Source organism: Psychrobacter sp. Cmf 22.2 (assembly GCF_001921745.1).
Classification (GTDB): domain Bacteria; phylum Pseudomonadota; class Gammaproteobacteria; order Pseudomonadales; family Moraxellaceae; genus Psychrobacter.
Genome location: NZ_MRYA01000004.1, coordinates 101,462 through 118,828, shown reverse-complemented (window position 1 = coordinate 118,828; position 17,367 = coordinate 101,462). Strand labels below are relative to the sequence as shown.

General features: G+C 43.1%; 15 protein-coding genes, 1 tRNA gene and 1 other RNA gene. 5 read left to right on the top strand and 12 right to left on the bottom strand.

From position 1 onward, the window contains the following. Nucleotides 1-37: 37 nt before the first annotated feature. From BTV98_RS09170 to coaD, 10 genes are all read right to left on the bottom strand, one after another. Nucleotides 38-1,819, bottom strand: a complete 1,782-nt coding sequence (locus tag BTV98_RS09170) for a polysaccharide biosynthesis/export family protein (RefSeq protein ID WP_058368143.1) — start codon at nucleotides 1,817-1,819, stop codon at nucleotides 38-40. Between the two features lie 153 nt (nucleotides 1,820-1,972). Beyond that, nucleotides 1,973-3,079 (bottom strand): capsule biosynthesis protein, encoded by a 1,107-nt coding sequence (locus tag BTV98_RS09165; RefSeq protein WP_256713884.1) that lies wholly within the window; start codon nucleotides 3,077-3,079, stop codon nucleotides 1,973-1,975. Then, complete coding sequence (locus tag BTV98_RS09160) at nucleotides 3,057-3,695, bottom strand: ABC transporter ATP-binding protein (protein WP_256713883.1); 639 nt, start codon at nucleotides 3,693-3,695, stop codon at nucleotides 3,057-3,059. Before BTV98_RS09160 ends, BTV98_RS09165 begins: the two co-directional genes overlap by 23 nt. Nucleotides 3,696-3,790: 95 nt before the next feature. Further along, nucleotides 3,791-4,603, bottom strand: coding sequence for an ABC transporter permease (locus tag BTV98_RS09155; RefSeq protein ID WP_075103440.1), 813 nt, complete (start codon nucleotides 4,601-4,603; stop codon nucleotides 3,791-3,793). Between the two features lie 250 nt (nucleotides 4,604-4,853). Then, nucleotides 4,854-4,930 (bottom strand) — tRNA-Met (locus tag BTV98_RS09150). A 121-nt stretch (nucleotides 4,931-5,051) separates the two neighbouring features. Next, an RNA gene (rnpB, locus tag BTV98_RS09145) (RNase P RNA component class A) lies at nucleotides 5,052-5,413 on the bottom strand. Nucleotides 5,414-5,499: 86 nt separating this feature from the next. Beyond that, the gene (bioD, locus tag BTV98_RS09140; RefSeq protein WP_075103439.1) at nucleotides 5,500-6,219 is read right to left on the bottom strand and encodes a dethiobiotin synthase; all 720 of its coding nucleotides are present in this window, start codon (nucleotides 6,217-6,219) and stop codon (nucleotides 5,500-5,502) included. A gap of 47 nt (nucleotides 6,220-6,266) precedes the next feature. Continuing rightward, the gene (bioA, locus tag BTV98_RS09135; protein ID WP_075103438.1) at nucleotides 6,267-7,568 is read right to left on the bottom strand and encodes an adenosylmethionine--8-amino-7-oxononanoate transaminase; all 1,302 of its coding nucleotides are present in this window, start codon (nucleotides 7,566-7,568) and stop codon (nucleotides 6,267-6,269) included. A 247-nt stretch (nucleotides 7,569-7,815) separates the two neighbouring features. Beyond that, the gene (locus BTV98_RS09130) at nucleotides 7,816-8,064 is read right to left on the bottom strand and encodes a YfhL family 4Fe-4S dicluster ferredoxin (protein WP_058368137.1); all 249 of its coding nucleotides are present in this window, start codon (nucleotides 8,062-8,064) and stop codon (nucleotides 7,816-7,818) included. Between the two features lie 26 nt (nucleotides 8,065-8,090). Continuing rightward, on the bottom strand, nucleotides 8,091-8,681 hold the full coding sequence (gene coaD / locus BTV98_RS09125) for a pantetheine-phosphate adenylyltransferase (protein ID WP_256713882.1): 591 nt from the start codon (nucleotides 8,679-8,681) through the stop codon (nucleotides 8,091-8,093). Nucleotides 8,682-8,962: 281 nt separating this feature from the next. Between coaD and smpB the strand changes: the two genes are divergently transcribed. Then, nucleotides 8,963-9,439, top strand: coding sequence for an SsrA-binding protein SmpB (gene smpB / locus BTV98_RS09120; protein ID WP_075103437.1), 477 nt, complete (start codon nucleotides 8,963-8,965; stop codon nucleotides 9,437-9,439). A 133-nt stretch (nucleotides 9,440-9,572) separates the two neighbouring features. Here the strand turns inward: smpB and rarD are convergent, their stop codons facing one another. Next, a complete protein-coding gene (gene rarD, locus BTV98_RS09115; protein ID WP_075103436.1) occupies nucleotides 9,573-10,595 on the bottom strand; it encodes an EamA family transporter RarD in 1,023 nt (340 codons plus the stop codon). 215 nt (nucleotides 10,596-10,810) lie between these two features. On the opposite strand from rarD, the gene BTV98_RS09110 reads away from it, so the two are divergent. The 4 genes from BTV98_RS09110 to BTV98_RS09095 all read left to right on the top strand — a co-directional run bounded on the left by BTV98_RS09110 (nucleotide 10,811) and on the right by BTV98_RS09095 (nucleotide 15,786). Then, on the top strand, nucleotides 10,811-11,278 hold the full coding sequence (locus tag BTV98_RS09110) for an Lrp/AsnC family transcriptional regulator (RefSeq protein WP_058368135.1): 468 nt from the start codon (nucleotides 10,811-10,813) through the stop codon (nucleotides 11,276-11,278). Between the two features lie 226 nt (nucleotides 11,279-11,504). Beyond that, on the top strand, nucleotides 11,505-13,955 hold the full coding sequence (locus BTV98_RS09105) for a YgiQ family radical SAM protein (RefSeq protein ID WP_058368134.1): 2,451 nt from the start codon (nucleotides 11,505-11,507) through the stop codon (nucleotides 13,953-13,955). Nucleotides 13,956-14,411: 456 nt separating this feature from the next. Further along, complete coding sequence (locus BTV98_RS09100; RefSeq protein WP_058368133.1) at nucleotides 14,412-14,852, top strand: hypothetical protein; 441 nt, start codon at nucleotides 14,412-14,414, stop codon at nucleotides 14,850-14,852. A gap of 391 nt (nucleotides 14,853-15,243) precedes the next feature. Continuing rightward, nucleotides 15,244-15,786 carry a hypothetical protein gene (locus BTV98_RS09095; RefSeq protein WP_058368132.1) on the top strand — a complete coding sequence of 181 codons (543 nt, stop codon included), beginning with the start codon at nucleotides 15,244-15,246 and terminating at the stop codon, nucleotides 15,784-15,786. Between the two features lie 170 nt (nucleotides 15,787-15,956). Here BTV98_RS09095 and BTV98_RS09090 read toward each other — a convergent pair whose 3' ends face one another. Next, nucleotides 15,957-16,880 (bottom strand): MauE/DoxX family redox-associated membrane protein, encoded by a 924-nt coding sequence (locus tag BTV98_RS09090; protein WP_143505730.1) that lies wholly within the window; start codon nucleotides 16,878-16,880, stop codon nucleotides 15,957-15,959. Nucleotides 16,881-17,367: the final 487 nt, after the last annotated feature.

Sequence of the window (17,367 nt, the reverse complement as noted above, 5' to 3'; positions counted from 1 at the left end):
TATTTATGTCTTAACTTATATATCAAGCATTATATAGTTATAAGTCTAAAATAACTTTAGCCGCGACTGCCAATTGATAAACAATTTGTGATATTCCGCGGGTAATTTCGACGCGCTTGGTTTTGACCTTTGGTAAGACCATAATCTCATCACCCTGCTGGATACGATAAGCGGTATTGACCACTTCGTTCGCGCCATTTTGATGAATCACTAAGATTTCTTTAGTATCCGCATTGTCTCCAAAACCACCTGAATTGGCAATATAATCACCAGCGGTAAAGTCCGGATTAAAGGTGAGCGCGCCTTGTGAACGTACTTGACCATTAACAGTAATCACTGATGTTTGCGCAGGTATTTCAATGACATCGCCTTGCTGAAGGATGATATCCTGCCAAGAGTTTGGTACAACTACTATCTGACCGTCAGGTCTCACAGTACGTGCCTTGGCCACAAACTGCTTGACCAAATTGGCATCGTCTTGGCGTAGCGCTGCCTCCTCACGCGTCGTTGATTGAGTGGCAAGCGTTAATTCTTCTAAGCGATCAAGTGACTCATTAATCATGCGTTTTTGCTGTTCGGCCACCGACTCACGGTAAATAGTCAAGTGCGTAAGCTTCGCTAATGGACTTGGTTGTAACTGCGGAATGATATCTTTTAGACGAGCGCCATAAGGTACGACCATAGCGCCATTACCAGTATGAGCACCTTTTACTTGTACCGCGATAGTGCCTGCATAGCGGTCTGAGGTAACGACCATTTGATCACCATTATAGACAGGTACATTTTGTGCGTCGGCAAGCGAGTAATATTCTGCCGTTTGTGCGCGTCCTGCACTGCGAGTGATGCTGACGTTGGTTGCATTGGCAGCTGGGTTCGCAACTTGTAATACGTCACCAATGGTCAAGTCATTGACATCAAATTCAAAAGTATATTCGTTCTGAACCTGTCCGCTCACAGCGAAAGTTTTTTTCTGCGGCGCAGCCGTGATCACATCCCCATCGCGAAAAGAAAACGGTTGCAGCTTACCTGCTAATAAAAAATCATATAAATTGACTTGCTGTAATAGCTGACCATTACGTTTGATTTGAATATCAATATAACTACCGCGTGTAGGATCAATACCGCCTGCCCGATCTAAATATGAGAGCACTGAGTCCGCTGCAAGCCCGCCATAATAACCTGGTTGTTTAACAAAGCCTGTGACAAACACTTTAACAGGCTGGGCTTGCTCTAATGAAGCATAAACACCGACGTTTGAGCGATAAATACGGTTGACAGCACTTTTGACGACGTTCTGTAGGTTGCCATTTTGTACACCAGATACCCGTACTGGACCCACGTTGGGTAGGAATATATTGCCTTGCGGATCAACAGTCATAGTCGATGCAAACTGATAAGCACCCCACATACGTACTTGTACATTATCACCAGGATTGATGACGTAGCTGTCATTAAAGGTAGAGCCTGATGTGGTAGAAAACGCACCGCGAAACAATTGCTCACCGAACATCAGATCTTGCGTATTGATGTCTTGATAAGGACGCGTGGTATTAATGACTGATTGACTTGGTAAACTGGCGGCATTGACTGCCTCTTGCGTCGTAGCCTGACCAGGAACACCGCCTGCGAATGCTTGAGTCGAGACATTGATATTATTACGGTTTTGATCTTGACTAGTATTATTGGCACTGGTCCCAAAGCTAGACCCCGCTATTTGATCCGCATAACTGGTTGCGGCCAATGCTGGAAGACTAGTAGCAGCCATCGTTAAACTGATCACTTTAATCATCATCACGATTGGGCGTGGTTTCATGTTCATGAGCGGTATTCCTTTGCTGATCTGTCGATCATTGCTGATATCTGCTTATACAAGCCAAGTTTATCAAATCGTTTACGGTTATTAAGTATTTTAAGCTTCTAACAACTTGTAGTACTAATAACCAGTTGTTTCTTTTTAACCACCAATGCCAAACTAGCTACGATGATCACGTATGACTGCCATGACTAACCGCACAAAGCCGTAAAGCATCAGTAATAATGCCAGTGATGTCCAGATAATGTAAGCACGGCGCGGATATAACGCATCTTCAGCCTCGTAAGGGGCGGAGATGACGATCAGGTTTTTCATCTTTTTAAAAGCTTCTAAACGTGCTTTTTCAAGCGATGATAGCGATAGCTTATAAAGTTCGGTCGCAAAATCGACGTCTGCTTTAATCGTCTCAAACTGTACTGCTTGACGATTTAGTTTGGTCGTACTTGGCGAGGTCAGCTTAGTTTGTTCTTGACCGATTTGTTCTTCTACTGCTCTAATCTGACTTCTTAGCGACACCACTTGCGGGGCGTCAGGGTTCAAGTAGCTAAGCAATTGCCGCTCTTCGGTACGTAGTGAGCTTAACTGCGCTTGTAAACTGCCAATCAGTTGATTCACTATCTGCGCATTGGCTTGCGGATCGTAGATCTCGTTAGTATTTTGATAAGTGAGTAGCTGCTCTTTGGCTTCATTTAGGCGATCTTGTGACTCCTCCAGTTGGGTTTCGGCAAACACCAGCTGATCGCGCGCGACTTCTTGTGAGATACGGTTGACGAACTGCTCAGACTCACCCAAGATGGCTTTATTAAGCTCATGAGCATAATCTGAATCAAAGGCTTCTGTCGAGACACTAAGGATGTAACTTTGCTCATCTAAGTCGATATGAACGCGCTTTTTGAAGTACTCAAGCAATTCTTCTTGTGAAGCTTCAGGGTCTATCTCGTAGATAGGGTCTGAGCCATCGACATAATATGCTTCTCGAAACTGAAACTTATTATCAAGACGTTTGATCATGTCGTTGGACAAGATATATTCGGTCAGATAAGTGGCATCTTCCTTACTGGTGCTATTAACGCCCAGTAGCGCCGATAAGCCACCGCCAGAGGGTACGCTTGCATCACTCACTTGTTTGACCACTACGTCAGAAGTCGAAATAAAGCGCGGATGTGCGAGCGTCATGACATAAAAAATCACCAAGACCCATGGAAGGATTACCAAGCCGATAAACAGCGAGAAGTCAATAATCTTATTTTTTCGCTTTGTGGACATGCTCTTCATATACCTCAATCGCTTCTTTTGTATCGTTAAACACGAGTGCTGTTTGATCCATTAACACAATACCAATATCGCAGTTACGCTTAATATCACCAATATTATGCGATACTATTAAAAATCCTGCTTGCGCACGGCGAGCCGCCAAAATATCCTCACTACGCTTACGAAAAGCGGCGTCACCAACGGCACCTGCTTCATCGAGCATATAGTAATCAAAATCAAACGCTAGACTTAAACCAAAAGTCAGACGTGACTTCATTCCCGATGAGTAGCTTTTGACCGGCATATCAAAATAATTACCGATATCAGCAAACTCTTCAACAAAACGAATTTTTTCATCAATATAAGGACCGCTTGAATATAATCGACAAACAAAGCGGACGTTTTGACGTCCAGTCAAGCTACCCTGAAAGCCACCTGCAACGCCGACCGGCCATGAAATCGTTGAATCAGTAATAATCTCACCGTGGTCCGGCTCATCAAGTCCGCATATAATGCGTAGCAAGGTAGACTTACCAGCACCATTACGGCCAAGTAAACCCACACTTTGTTTATCACCAATGGTCAGGTTTAAGTCTTTAAATAGATAATGCCGACCTTGCTTGGTCATAAACGACTTCGAAACGTTTTTTATTTCAATCATTTACTTACCATGAGTTAGAACTAATCCCTATAAAATACTATATTAGGTAGTTATTAGATGTTTTACTTTGACCGTATCAAATCCCTTTCTACTGCTTTATACATCAATAAACCTAAGAAATTGACTACGACAGTCCACCTTAAAAAATACGTTATGTCGATATGATAAGCTGGATAATTAGGCGCAAAAGCATGCCTCATTAATTCAATATTATGGATAAAAGGGTTATAAAGTAGATAGCTAAAGTAAGGTTCTGGAATAATATGAATAGAATAGATAATCCCAGAAGCAAAATATAAAATAGTGAAAATCAAACTGATAATTTTACTAATTTCACCACCATAATAACCGACGACCATCATAATCATTGCTAGACCAAAACCAAATAAAAATAAGGTTATCCAACAAAACAGCACTATATGTAGCTGCGCAAAACTAATAGGAATACCAATAAAAAGTAATATTGCTAATAAAAGTACAAAGGTAAAAAAGTAAATAACCAGCTCTAAAAACGAGCGCGCAATGATAACATCAATATGACGTACAGAGCGGTACATTAAGAGGCCTTGGTTGGCCTCTACCGCTCCTAAAGACCGTGTCGCTATCGTACTCATCATCCGAAACGGCACCAAACCTGCAACCAAAAATAGCATGTAATCTATCCCTGGTAGCACACGGGTCATAACAGTCCCAAAAATTACTAAATAGATAGCAACTTGGAATATGATTTCCAGCGGTGCCCACAGGTAGCCCAAACGATAACCACCAAAGCGTGTTTGTAGCTCACGCATTAGTAAAGCATGAAAGGCGGCGCCCATGACTTTAAGGCCACTGCGATGCTTAATAGGACGATAAGGGGGCAATTGTACAGACATAGCGTTACAGGACTTCACCAAAAACAGCCCCTATGATAAGTAAGAGGGACATAAGTTACAAGAAATAATCTGTGAGTAGGTAGATAAAGCTATGATTTAGCAAGAAATTGGCAAGTAAATAGCAGTAATAATGATTTTTTATTGAGCTTGTATCATTGATATAGACACTGTCTATCGGCTTATTTTAGACAAAAAAAAACCAACCACAAAGGATTGGATTTATTCATACTACGCATTACTGCTATATAGATGGTGGCGATGGAGAGACTTGAACTCTCGACCTCACGATTATGAGTCGTGCGCTCTAACCAGCTGAGCTACATCGCCATTTAAGGCTCGGTATAATACCGATAGAGGTGGATATCGTCAACCCCTAATTGGCTTTTTTTGCAAAAAATCTAAATTTAATTCAAATTAGTTGTAAATATTAGAGCATAAACAATAAAAAAGGTTTGGTAAACCGATAAGCCGGGTTCTGTCGTGGACGATCATTCCTCTAGGCGTATCATCGCTGATACGCTCAAGCAACCTACCCGCATCGAACGCGGGCCGCGCCATGTCGATGCCTATTTGGTCTTGCTACGCGTGGAGTTTACCATGCCGTGAGATGTTGCCACCCACGCGGTGCGCTCTTACCGCACCCTTTCACCCTTACCTCACGTGCTGACGCGAGGCGGTCTGCTCTCTGCTGCACTGGTCGTCGGGTTACCCCGCCCAGCCGTTAGCTGGCACGCTGCCCTATGTAGCCCGGACTTTCCTCCCCTGCAAGTCTGTTAAACAGTATGCAGCGGCGATCGCCTAGTCTACCAAGGGCGCTAGTATAGCAAACCAAAGGATTATCTGGAAATATCTTTTGTGTTTAATTTTAACTCATCGAGCAGTAGACTTTAGCAGTCTCAGACAAAGTCGTTTGGCAGGTAAAAATCTGGCAAGGCTCTAGGTTGCTCAGCCTTTATATATGGCAACTTAAGCCAATGCGTAGCTGGGTAGTACTGCTGTAGGTATTTTCTCAAAAAATCAATCGTGCTATTAGCAATCTCAGCATCCGTCTGAGCAGCATTATCATGAATGGGGTTGTAAATTACACTATGCACAGACAAACCGCGCTGAGTAATAGCTTCAAGGCTAAGCAGCGTGTGATTGATACTGCCAAGACGACCAGAAGTTACCAATATAATAGGATAGTCTTGAGTAGCAATATAATCTAAGATTAATAATTGCTCTGTAATAGGTACGAGCAAACCACCTGCGCCTTCTAACAGCACCACATCATAATTGGCTTGCAAACGACGCGTAGCATTGTCAATGACTTTAGGGTCTAAAACTGCGTTGGCAAGTTTTACCGCCAGATGCGGTGAGGCAGGCTTGCGATAACGATAAGGACAGGTTGTAAAATCCAAATCATAAGACTGTAGAGGAATACCCATTAACCTACGATGGGTTATGATGTCATCAGCGATACTCATTTTGCCTTTATTGTCGATCGTCACGCCCGTCTGTACCAGCTTTTGGGTAATGACATTGATACCTTGCGTCATTAACGCTTTAGCAATCATGCCAGTCGCATAAGTTTTACCGATGTCGGTATCAATACCAGATATAAATAGGACGCTCATTATTTACCTTAATAAGAAACTGGGTTTTTACGTATTCTCAATTTTTACTAAGCCAGTTGCATGGTTTGAAGATAGTTTGTCACTACCTTTAACAACGCTTGGCACAATGTGTTAAGCTCATTATCTGTCATCACGTAAGGTGGCATAATATAAATCAATTTTCCAAAAGGTCTGACCCAAATACCATTGTCGATCAACAACGCTTGAAAAATTGGCATATCAACGGCCATCTCTAGCTCGATTACGGCAACTGCCCCCAAACACCTTACCTCTTTCACACCATCTAAAGCCATAGCAGGCGCAAGCTGCTGCTGCATCACAGCTTGCATATTTGCCGTACGCGCCTCGATATCATAAGACATGATTAAATCAATCGACGCACAGGCAACCGCGCATGCCAGCGGGTTACCCATAAAGGTCGGCCCATGCATCAGCGCTGGATAATCGCTATGATGAATAGTATCCGCGATTTGTCGTGTACATAAGGTGGCAGCAAATGTCATATAACCACCCGTTAGCGCCTTACCAATGGTCATAATATCAGGACAGATATTTGCATGTTCACACGCAAACAGCTTACCGCTGCGTCCAAAGCCTGTGGCAATCTCATCAGCGATTAACAACACGTCATACTCATCACATAGCTTACGTAACAGTTGCAGGTATTCAGGACTATAAAAGCGCATACCGCCTGCGCCTTGAATAATCGGTTCAATAATAAATCCGGCAAGCTTATCGCTATTGTTAGCAAAGAACTGGGTTAATTCATCGCGCACGTCTTGCGTTAACTTATGCTCAAACCCCATAGGCGGCGCAGAAACAAAATGCTGCGTCGGCAATTGCGTGCCATATAAGCTGTGCATGCCATTGACCGGATCGCAAATACTCATGGCATGCCAAGTATCGCCATAGTAGCCTGAATAGGTCGAGGCAAATTGGTTTTTATCAGTACGTCCAACCGCGATTTGGTATTGCAGCGCCATTTTTAGCGCCACCTCCACAGCGATGCTGCCACTATCAGCATAGAATATCGCATCAAGTCCTTTGGGGACAATGTTTAGTAGTCTTTCACCCAGATCGATTGCTGGCTTGTGCGTCAAGCCTCCAAACATGACATGCGCCATTTTGCCCAGCTGCTTTGTGATAGCGGTATTTAGTTTGGGGTGGTTATAACCATGTACGCTCGCCCACCATGACGACATGCCATCGATAAGGCGCGTACCATCTTCGGTGACGATGTAGATACCCTCTGCATGGTCAATAACGATATTGGGATAAGTGGGCGGTAGGCTGGCGTAAGGATGCCAAAGGTGGTTTTGATCAAAATCGCTGGTAGCAGGTTTCGTCATAGCACACTCTTAAACATCAAACGTGGGGCAGATTGAATGTCCATATTCGTCATATTATTCCTAGTTTTTAGCACTTCCATATAGATAGTGAACTCAATTTAAAATAGGTAAAGTGCGACTGGGATGAATTTTTCGTAGCCTCTGTGATAGCAGCAAGCAAGGGAAATTTATACCAGTCGCATACAACTATTAACGTAACGATTTTATTTTGAGCTGAGTATTTATCAATAGCATAATCTACAACGCATCACTGACCAGTGATACGTTTATATTTAGCCAATAAATCATTTTCGGTCTCAAGGTGGTTTGGATCCTTAGGAATACAGTCCACAGGACAGATGACCACACATTGCGGCTCATCAAAATGACCGACACATTCAGTACATAGATCGGGGTCAATGACATAAATATCTTCCCCTTCTGAGATGGCCTCATTTGGGCAAGCTGGCTCGCATACGTCACAGTTAATACATTCGTCAGTGATTAATAAAGCCATAAACTGCTCCTATTAAATAAGTAGGGCTATGAGCCAAGTTTGTTAATAAAAGCTTGTGAGACGCACTTGGGTACAAATTTACTCACATCACCATCAAGCTTGGCAATCTCACGAATCATCGTCGATGAGATAAATGAATAATGCTGAGATGGGGTCAAAAACACTGCTTCAAAGCGCTCATCAAGCTCACGGTTCATATTGGCGAGCTGAAACTCATACTCAAAATCTGACATGGCGCGCAGGCCTCGTAATACCGCGGTAGCATTTTTTTCACGCATAAAATCTACCAATAGCCCTTCAAAGCCCACCACCGATACTTGCGGTAAGTCTGCAAATACCGTCTCTACCAAGCCAACACGCTCCTCAAAGCTAAACAACGGCTTTTTGTGATGACCTGAAGCAACAGCGATCACCACTTCATCAAACAACTTGGTCGCACGGGTGACCAAATCGACGTGACCATTCGTAATAGGATCAAAAGTACCTGGGTATAAAATTTTGGTATGTAGCTTTGAAGACCTTGAAGATTCTAGAGATGTGGCAGCGTTCGAAAGCTCCGACGTATTAGAATTTGGGGTATTAGAATCTAAGTCATTAGAAGTAGTTACTGGATTCATGGCGCGGCTAATTTATTGGTTAATAGTAGCGCTTATGCTAACAAATTTTGGTTAAACATAATACTTATCTATGGTCAGTACTTAGTATAATTTTTAATCTAAATGCACTAAACAGCGATCACGCATGACTACATTTGCCCTAACATTTTTAGTAGTAGCTTTGCTACAATAGACGGTTCGACTCATCCATCTTAGCATCACAAAAATATAATCCGTATTAGGGTTAGGATGAGGAATAGTTAGACAAGGACACGGTGTGTTGTAGTCCTTATGGAGAATTTATGTCAAAAAAATCAAGAAAACCTGACAGTCAGATTTGCTCAAACAAAAAAGCGCGTCACGAGTATTTCATAGAAGAGACGTTCGAGGCAGGATTGTCCTTACAAGGCTGGGAAGTCAAAGCCATCCGCGCTGGTAAAATGTCCATTACCGAAGCTTATATCACTTTTCGTAACGGTGAAGCGTTCTTGTTTGGGGCACATATTCAGCCACTATTATCAAGCTCAACGCATGTCAGCCCTGATAGTATCCGTACGCGTAAGCTGCTGCTCAATCGCCGTGAGATTGATAAACTCTACGGCGCGGTCAATCAAAAAGGCTATGCTTGCGTGCCGTTATCATGCTACTGGAAGCGCTCTATGGTGAAATGCCAGATCGCCCTTGCCGTTGGTAAAAAGCAACACGATAAACGCAAAACCTTAAAAGACCGTGATTGGGAACGTGATAAGCAGCGCGGCTTTAAACAGCATTTGGATTAATACCCTAACTAAATTTACTTTACGGTATTAGCCTTCAAAAAAAGGACGATTCAACTTTAAGCTGTGTTGTCCTTTTTTCGTTCTAGGTATAAATATAATTTCACAAAAGCAATCTACTTATACTGACAACTATTTAGGCGGTTTTAGTGGTTAGCGTTACTTTTGTTTCTCGATTTGCCTTACGTAACTGACGGACGCCATGAATAATCAAAAACCCTATCCCTAACCAAATCAATCCGTAGCTGTATATCATCGCTGACTCAAATGGGTTGCCAAGTACCGTGATAGCTAAGATAAATAATAGCGCAGGCTCGATATAACTCATCATGCCATAGACATTGACTGGTAGCATTTGGCTAGCATCGACGTTGGTTTTCATTGCCAACACGCTAAGTACGCCTAATCCTATAAGCATCATAATAAAAAACCCAGAACCGCTAACGAGCATCAAACTGGTCGGTGCAACGAAGAATAAGTAAGCCATTGCAAATGGTGCAAAGAGAGTCAAGTCAACCAATAATCCAGTGATTGCGCCAATACCTTGCAGACGGCGAATGATATAGTACAGCGGATACGTACCACAAACCCACAAGGTCGCCCAAGACACGCTTTGGGTGCGCACAATTTCACTGCCCACACCTAAGGCAGCAAAAGCAACAGCCAACCATTGTAAGCGGCTTAATTTTTCGCCAAACAAAACGCAACCGAACACCACCATCATGAGGGGAAATAAAAAATACCCCATCGCGGTTTGGACGCCTTGACCGTTGACTGGTGCCCACATAAACAGCCAAAATTGACTAAGAAATATTGGTGTCGGCAATAGCAACCATGCCCATTGTTTAACAGAGCGCAAGCTTTTTAACTTTTCAACATGCCTCCCCAAACGGCCGCTAACCATGAGATACCCTACCAAAGCCGTCCACATCGCTAACATCCGCCAGATAAATACTTGCGTACCTGATAACGGTGCCAAAAAACTGCTGTACGCATAAAGCACACCGAATAAAAGATTTGATAATACAGCCAGTGCTACGCCCATTATTAATGTACGTTGCTGTACGCTGCCCACTGTCCACATTGCAGGTAACGGCATGCGCGCAACAGTAGTTGCGAATGTATTAACAAAGACAGTCGATAGCGTTGAGATAGTCATAAACAGCACCATAAGTTTGAATAAACGTTAGAGAAATTAGCTTTTATTTTGTATGGAACAAGCTTTATTGATATGGTTTATTCTACTAAGATGTAAAGAGATATTATCTCTATATGGATATCATTTTGAATTTTTTTATCATAAGTACGGTAATAAAATAAATTATCTATCAATAATTAGTTTATAGTGATAATAATTACTATAGGATTCTATAAATGAGCGAAACTTTAGATGATATTGATAAAGCCATTTTGAATTTATTACAAGATGATGCAACGCTGCCATTAAAAACAATCGCAGAACGCGTTCATGTGTCTATCGCTACGGCCCAGCGACGTATTCAATCACTCACCAATAATGGTGTCATTACCAAACAAGTCGCTATCGTCGATCCCAATAAAGTCGGTTACGGGCTTACCGCAGTAGTAATGATAGAGATGGCGCGCTCTAATACATCTATGCAACATCGGTTTGAGCGCTTGATGCATGCACAATCTCAAGTCATGAGCTGCTATGAAGTGTCGGGCGATGCGGATTTTATGCTGATGGTCAATGCCAAAAACATGCAGGATTATCATCAATTCACCACAGGCTTGCTCACTTATGAAAACAACGTGCGCAACTTTAAAAGCCAGTTTGTGATGAACTTTACGAAGAGTGGGACGAAAATTTTGTTGGATTAGCTGCAGATAAGCTGTTGTATTGTCGATACATTTAGCGGACTTATCGTTATTAACCACTTATAAATGGTAAATACTGGAATATTATCTCACGCTATCAATAACTTATCGCTACCTGAGGGTAATTCATGTTAAAATGAGCGGTTTTTAAAGGCACAGAAAACCTGTCCGTCTGCCTTTAAATCCTCTTTATGCTCTACAGCCAAACTCTTAGCTAATAGGTCCGCCCATGTCTGCCGATACCATCGCCCGCACCGCCTTTAAACAAGGCGTCAAACCGCTTTACGACTATGATAAACATTGGGCAAGCTGCTATGAGCCCGCTCCTTACTTGCCGATGACGCGTGCTGAGATGGATGCGCTCGGTTGGGATGCTTGTGATGTCATTATCATCTCAGGTGATGCTTATGTCGATCATCCAAGCTTTGGCATGGCAATTATTGGTCGTCTATTAGAGTCGCAAGGCTTTCGTGTCGGTATCATTGCCCAGCCTGATTGGAAGAGTAAAGACGCTTTTATGGAGCTTGGCAAGCCCGTCTACGCTTACGGCGTCACCGCGGGCAATATGGATAGCATGATTAACCGCTACACCGCTGATCGCAAGATTCGTAGTGATGACGCTTACTCACCAGGAAACGTCGCCAATAAACGCCCTGACCGCGCGGCTATTGTCTATAGTCAGCGCTGCCGTGAAGCTTATCCTGATGTGCCGATTATCTTAGGTGGTATTGAAGGCAGTCTGCGCCGTATTGCTCATTATGACTATTGGTCAGATAAGGTGCGCCGTAGTATCCTCCTCGACTCTCGCGCTGACGTTTTATTGTATGGTAACGCTGAGCGGGCCATCGTCGATGTGGTACATGGTCTCTCAAAAGGCTATACGTTTGAGCAAATGAGCAAGCTACGTGGTACAGCTTATTTGCTGTCGCCTAGCCGTCGCCATTGGCAAGCGGATATGACTGAAGTGGCAAGCAACGATGTCGATACCGTCGGCCGTGTCGATCCCATTATCAATCCGTATGTGATGACCGAAGACGTTGATAGCTGTAAAATCGAGCAAGAAAAGCCTAGCGATTCGCCAGTTGGGCAAGCCATGACAGGAATGTCTGCCCAATATGCTGGCTTCGTCGCAGAGCCAGTTACCAATAAAGTTATTAACGCTGATCAAGTCGATGAAGATACTCAAGTGGTGCAGCTGCGAGGGTTCGACAACGTCAAAGAAAAGCCTAAGACTGCGCGTAAATATAAACTTAAATTACCTGCTCGTGAAAAGACTGTCATTCGCCTACCTGATTATGAGCAAGTCAAGTCTGATCCTGTTCTTTATGCTCACGCCAGCCGTATCCTGCATTTAGAGACCAATCCAGGTAATGCTCGTGCGCTGGTGCAGCGTCATGGTAGTGGCGGCGGCAACTCGCACACTGCTATCGATGTATGGCTCAATCCACCACCGATTCCACTCTCAACTGAAGAGATGGATTATGTGTTTGATCTGCCCTATGCACGCTTGCCGCATCCAAGCTATGGCGATGCGCGCATTCCTGCTTATGACATGATTAAGTTTTCGGTCAATATCATGCGTGGCTGCTTTGGTGGTTGTACGTTTTGCTCTATCACTGAGCACGAAGGACGTATCATCCAAAACCGCTCAGAAGACTCTATCTTACGTGAAGTCGAAGCCATCCGTGATACTGCGCCAAACTTTACTGGGGTGATATCTGACCTTGGTGGTCCAACTGCCAATATGTATCGCCTAAACTGTAAAGATGAAACCATTGAGAAAAATTGCCGTAAGCCGTCTTGTGTCTATCCTGATGTCTGTGAAAACCTGCTTACTGATCACAGTAATTTGACTCAGCTATACCGTAAAGCCCGTGATATCAAAGGCGTCAAAAAGATTCTTATCGCTTCTGGTTTGCGCTATGACTTGGCAGTAAAAGATCCTGAATATGTCAAAGAGTTGGTCAGTCATCATGTCGGTGGGTATCTCAAAATCGCACCAGAGCATTCTGAAGAAGGCGTGCTATCGAAGATGATGAAGCCTGGTATGGGCAGTTATGACGCATTTAAAGCGATGTTTGAGCAGTTCAGTCAGGAAGCGGGCAAAGAGCAGTATTTAATTCCTTACTTTATTGCCGCACATCCAGGCACCAAAGATGAAGACATGATGAATCTTGCGCTATGGCTTAAACGCAACGATTACCGCGCTGACCAAGTACAAGCGTTTTACCCAAGTCCAATGGCGACGGCAACCACCATGTACCACACGCATAAAGACCCGCTACATAAGATCAGCCGTAGTGAAGGTGATATGGATATCGTCAAGTCTGGCAAGCAGCGTAAATTGCACAAAGCGTTCTTGCGCTTCCATGACCCGAAAAACTGGGTACTGTTGCGTAAAGCATTACAAGATATGGGACGTAGTGACTTGATTGGTAAAAACCGTGGCTGCTTAATTCCGCCATTTAATGCCAGTTTGGAAGGTCGCGATGCCGCACAAGACAGCTATCAATCAGCGCGCAAAAAGAACAGCCGCCTTGGTAATGACTCAGTGAAGCGTAGCAATGGCTCAACCAACAACACTTCAGCAAAGAAGTCAGCGAAGAAAAATACAAAACGAGTGAGCAAAGGTAACTTCCAAACGCAGCATACTGGTTTACCGCCGCGTAAAACCAAGTAGCGTTAATAAGTCGTATTAAATAGTACAAATGATAGGCTAAACCTTATCAGTCTATAGAAGTAAGACAATAAAAGCGTACATCAGCTCCCAAGCCGATGTGCGCTTTTTATTTAAACTGGTTTATTGAGCCTGATAATTATCGATATAATCAATTCACTCTAAAAATGTCGCAGCGCGACTGATAAAGTTTTCTTGCTTGCCGTGCTTACGCACACAGAGGCTGCAAAAATCACTATCAGTCGCGCATTCAGATAAAATATATGCCACTTTAATTTAGAGTTTTTTAGGTTCTCTAAATTATGAATTACATTAGCCAGCGATTACGTAACGTGAATAACAGCTAACAAACAATTTCTAACAATCTATCGTCTCTATTTTCGCTAATATGTGCGTCATATGCTTAACGCATTGTTAAATACAAATAAATGATATGACTGGATGTTTTTGGAGAGAATTATGAAGACCCTAACTAAGATTGCCACTGCCCTACCTGCCCTTGCTTTACTTAGCGCTTGTGCGACTACCGCACCAACGCCTACCGCACCAAATACTCCAACAACGCCAAGTCCTACTACACCTGCTTCAGAAAGCGTAACTGATGCAGCCTATGATCGCATGGCGCCAGCGCCTTATACTTGTACTGATGACAGTCAAATTCTTGCCAAACAATCTATCAATAAAAAGCAAGTGATGCTAACTGCCACACTCCCTAAAGTAAACTGGTCAGAACAGCCAATTATCTTAAATGGCAGCGTAGAAGGTGATACCGCAAGCTATGTAAATGAGTCAAACCCAGAAGTTGTCTATGCATGGCATATGAAAGGCGATAAAGGTATCTTAGCTATGAAATGGGCTGATGGTAAAGAATACCAAGTAAACTGCCAGATCGGTAGATAATGGTTAAGGTTGAATCGTTAACCTTGCGCATTTGAACGATATAAAAACAAAATAAGAAACAGCAAACCGAGAGCAGTCATCGAAAGATGGCTGTTTTTTTATGCGTCTAGTCCATAAAACATATAGTCAGTTCGAAATAAAATTGATACGTTAATAGCGATGTGCTACTGGGGTAAATTTTTCTTGCGTGCTGTTCGCAAGCATGACAGAGGCTGCAAAAAATTTACCTCAGCAGCACCGTATCAGTTTTAAAGCGAACCAACTATACCTGTCTTGCCGATATTTCTGTAACAATCGCTCGTTTGCTGCATTTCGCTAGAGAAGCGCAGCGAAAGCTGGCAAAATAGCGCTTATATAAAAATTTATGACCAATAATAAAGAGGATACGTCGATGACGCAGCGTTTAATGAGTATGATGATAATCGCTACCGCTAGTATGTGGGCGCTAACAGGCTGCGATAATAGTGCTGATACGACTGACAGCGCTGATAAAGCTACCGAGCCAGCTGTCTCAACCTCAGACTCATCAACGCCAGACAAAACGATCGACTGGTCTTTGGTAGCGAGCGGTCAGGAGCCTGCTAACCTCGCCGATTACAACTATCCATTTGCACGCGATAGTCAAAATGTACGCGACTACGCCGAGTATTTCGATGTAGATAACGCCACGGCCCAGCATAACCTGACCGTGAGCATGGCAAGTAACGAAGCACTGTCAAAAGTGCTCGATCAAATCAGTGATAGCTATACTTCTCACGAGCTGACTGATGACAAGGATATGACGCTTATCATCCATACTACGCCTGACATCGCTGCCAGTAGTTATGATTATGTGCTGTCTGATGACTTCGCTAAAGGACTGGTGTTACCTATTGAGATTAAACCTGATGGTAAGAAAGGTAAAGTGAAGACGCATGGAGAGATGCCACCATAGAGAATTCAGCAGGGATGCTAATAATCCCCATCCGCTGTAAGTTTTACTGAAGCAGTTTTTTCATCTTGATGTCGAGAAAAGTACTTATGTATTTGACAGGCTGTTATAGAAGCTTAATAGTTTTCCAATATCAGAGGGTACGCAAAACGCACCCTCCCCGAAACTATTTACTAAAGCAAAGCACGAATAAGCATATAACTACCCATACCTACCATCATCACGTTTTCAGTTAATGAGATAGCCCCTAATGGCACATTACTATCTCCGCCCACGCAGGCACACTTTAGCTCTCGCTTATCAATATATACCGCTTTTATCACTGAGACGCCACCGATTAACCCAATCGTAAGTGCGACTATACCAGCTATAGGATTGAGCCAAGGTTGATCGGCAAGCATGGCAATCCCTGCAAAAGCTTCTAAAAACGGATATACATAACCATACCGCACTACCCGCCTTGCCAATAAATCATAGCCCAAGAATCCAGTCGTAAAGCTTTCTAAATCTTCAAGTTTTTTGATGGCCAGCACACACATAGATAAGGCGACAAACCACATCAAAGCTTGCATGGACAATACACTAACTGATAGAGCCCAGCATAATGCCAAACTCATTAAAGCGGTGACAGAGAATATCGCGATGATGGGCGCATAAGTAGTATCATCATCACTTGTGGCTTCGCTGTTACCTAAGAATACCTGTAGCTCTTCATTACCACCAACGCGCTTGCCTTCAATAAAGGTTTGCGGTGTGGTTTCAACACCCAAGGTATTTTTGACCAAGCTGTTTTGGTCTTGGTTGGTAATATGTCGATCGACAATATCGTAGCCGGCATGCTTAAGTGCATCTAGGGATTTTAGTCCAAATGGACATAAATGGTCAGACATTACCATCCGAAAGATGATAGCGCGTTTGTCCCCACCCTCAATATGTTCGCCGGGCAGTTTATCGATTAGCTGCTGAACTTTAGGACTGTGACCGTCATCGACTGTTTGCGTAGACGACTTTTCGTTATTATCATTCGAAGTCGATTGAGGCGCTTTGTTTACTTTGCGCTCTGTTTTATCATCTGTTTTGCTCACCAGAGAAGTCATTGCTTACTCCTTGAATACAACGATTACTCTTCTCATTTTATGAATGCTTGGAACAATAATCTTGACCAATTTTGTTAAGTTTTTTTATATTTGGTTTTAAATTAAATAGTTATCGAAGGGTTATGCTGTTTGTTGTTAATCGATGAATGACTGATAAAGATGATTTTAATATATAAAAGAGACTGGAAAGTACCGATTAGCAGCGTATGCTTTGTTTTATATTAAATACACTGCTAAGAAGAATAGAATAGTAGGGAGCACCCTACTCAAAAATGTACAAAGCGCTTATTCTTTTGCGATGAGTAAAGCAGCTGCAACTCTCTACTAAAGCGGAGGACGAAAGCTGTGCGCGAGGGACGAGCGCCGAGCTAAACCATTAAAGAAAGGCGACCTATGACCTGCATATTTGCTAACTGTTAAAGCAAGCAATGCTGAGGCCATGCTTTTAAATCTTTATCTTTTGCTCTTGCGCTAGGGACGAGCATGT

Coding starts and splice junctions, on each gene's coding strand:
- BTV98_RS09170 (WP_058368143.1), bottom strand. CDS start 1,819: ATGAACATGAAACCACGCCCAATCGTGATGATGATTAAAGTGATCAGT.
- BTV98_RS09165 (WP_256713884.1), bottom strand. CDS start 3,079: ATGTCCACAAAGCGAAAAAATAAGATTATTGACTTCTCGCTGTTTATC.
- BTV98_RS09160 (WP_256713883.1), bottom strand. CDS start 3,695: ATGACCAAGCAAGGTCGGCATTATCTATTTAAAGACTTAAACCTGACC.
- BTV98_RS09155 (WP_075103440.1), bottom strand. CDS start 4,603: ATGTCTGTACAATTGCCCCCTTATCGTCCTATTAAGCATCGCAGTGGC.
- bioD (WP_075103439.1), bottom strand. CDS start 6,219: ATGAGCGTCCTATTTATATCTGGTATTGATACCGACATCGGTAAAACT.
- bioA (WP_075103438.1), bottom strand. CDS start 7,568: ATGACGAAACCTGCTACCAGCGATTTTGATCAAAACCACCTTTGGCAT.
- BTV98_RS09130 (WP_058368137.1), bottom strand. CDS start 8,064: ATGGCTTTATTAATCACTGACGAATGTATTAACTGTGACGTATGCGAG.
- coaD (WP_256713882.1), bottom strand. CDS start 8,681: ATGAATCCAGTAACTACTTCTAATGACTTAGATTCTAATACCCCAAAT.
- smpB (WP_075103437.1), top strand. CDS start 8,963: ATGTCAAAAAAATCAAGAAAACCTGACAGTCAGATTTGCTCAAACAAA.
- rarD (WP_075103436.1), bottom strand. CDS start 10,595: ATGACTATCTCAACGCTATCGACTGTCTTTGTTAATACATTCGCAACT.
- BTV98_RS09110 (WP_058368135.1), top strand. CDS start 10,811: ATGAGCGAAACTTTAGATGATATTGATAAAGCCATTTTGAATTTATTA.
- BTV98_RS09105 (WP_058368134.1), top strand. CDS start 11,505: ATGTCTGCCGATACCATCGCCCGCACCGCCTTTAAACAAGGCGTCAAA.
- BTV98_RS09100 (WP_058368133.1), top strand. CDS start 14,412: ATGAAGACCCTAACTAAGATTGCCACTGCCCTACCTGCCCTTGCTTTA.
- BTV98_RS09095 (WP_058368132.1), top strand. CDS start 15,244: ATGACGCAGCGTTTAATGAGTATGATGATAATCGCTACCGCTAGTATG.
- BTV98_RS09090 (WP_143505730.1), bottom strand. CDS start 16,880: ATGACTTCTCTGGTGAGCAAAACAGATGATAAAACAGAGCGCAAAGTA.